We start from the raw sequence: 1,174 nt of genomic DNA on the forward strand, positions 1-1,174 counted from the left end.
CCTTCTCTTCATCCCCGTCGGCTTCTTCAATACCGACAGTGCGGCGGAGTTGCTGAACAGCTGGATAGAGCGGCGAGCCAGAGTAATACGGCGAGCACTGATAGCTCACCCGCACATGTTTCTCTTGAGAGACCGCGTCTATCAAGGCGCGGGTGATGCGAGATTTGCCGATACCCGCCTCGCCGCTGAGTAGCACGAGCTGGCCTTCGCCCCTCTTCGATTGCCCCCAACGTTCGAGAGCAAGTCCGAGTTCGAGGTCCCTTCCGAACATGATTTGAGGAGCGCTCGTGACGCGCGCGTCATAGCGCGTCTCGACGGCATGTTCCCCGACAACCAGAAACGGCGAGAAGGGTATCGAAAATCCCTTCAGCTCGATAGGCCCCAAGCTCTCAACCGCGAATATTCCGCCGAGCAACTTTCTCGTGCTCTCGGCGACCACCACATATCCCGGTTGGGCCAGGGCTTGCAGCCGAGCGGCGAGATTGGGCGTTTCGCCAACGACGACTTCTTCTTGTGCGGACCCAGTCCCGATGACGTCTCCGACGACACACAATCCCGTGGCAATTCCCACTCTAGCTGCGAGTGGCACTTGACCGGGAGTGCGCAAACTGGCGACAGCTTTCACTATGGAACGTCCAGAGCGGACCGCCCGCTCGGCGTCCTCCTCGTGGGCGTGTGGCCAGCCGAAGTAGCACAGCACGCCGTCGCCCATGAATTTGGCGACATAGCCATCATAACGGGCGACCTCTGCGGCGACCAACGATTGATATGCGGCTATGACCGAGCCCAAGTCCTCAGGATCGAGCGTCGACGCCAGCGCAGTCGATCCCACGAGGTCGACGAACATGACTGTGAGGTGGCGCCTCTCTGCCTCACTCCCCTCTCGCTTAGGTACTACACTTTGGAGAGCATCCCACTTGGCATCGTCGTCTGCTTTCAGCGGTTGGGCCGGTGGACGCGAGAGCTCGGCGATGGCGGTCAGGATTCTTCTCCGGTGACCAACAGATCTTACGCCAAGCTCCCGAAGGTCATCGTCGGAGAGCTTTGGTAGAATTGCCGGTTCAATGTCGTTGTCGATGAATGCGCCGGCATACTGCTCAAGGCCCAAGCCTTGCAGCCATGAAGCGATCTCCTTGCCGCCCTGCTGATGATCCATCGAGGCAGTCAAGCGCAC

Annotated in this window: 1 protein-coding gene; it reads right to left on the reverse strand. The window is 59.7% G+C overall.

Features of this window, described 5'->3' with window-relative positions:
- Positions 1-1,156: adenylate/guanylate cyclase domain-containing protein (locus ACXJ7R_RS33580; RefSeq protein WP_457155547.1), on the reverse strand; the 1,156-nt coding region annotated here is incomplete at its 3' end.
- Positions 1,157-1,174: the final 18 nt, after the last annotated feature.

Source organism: Mesorhizobium sp. P5_C1, assembly GCF_054049815.1.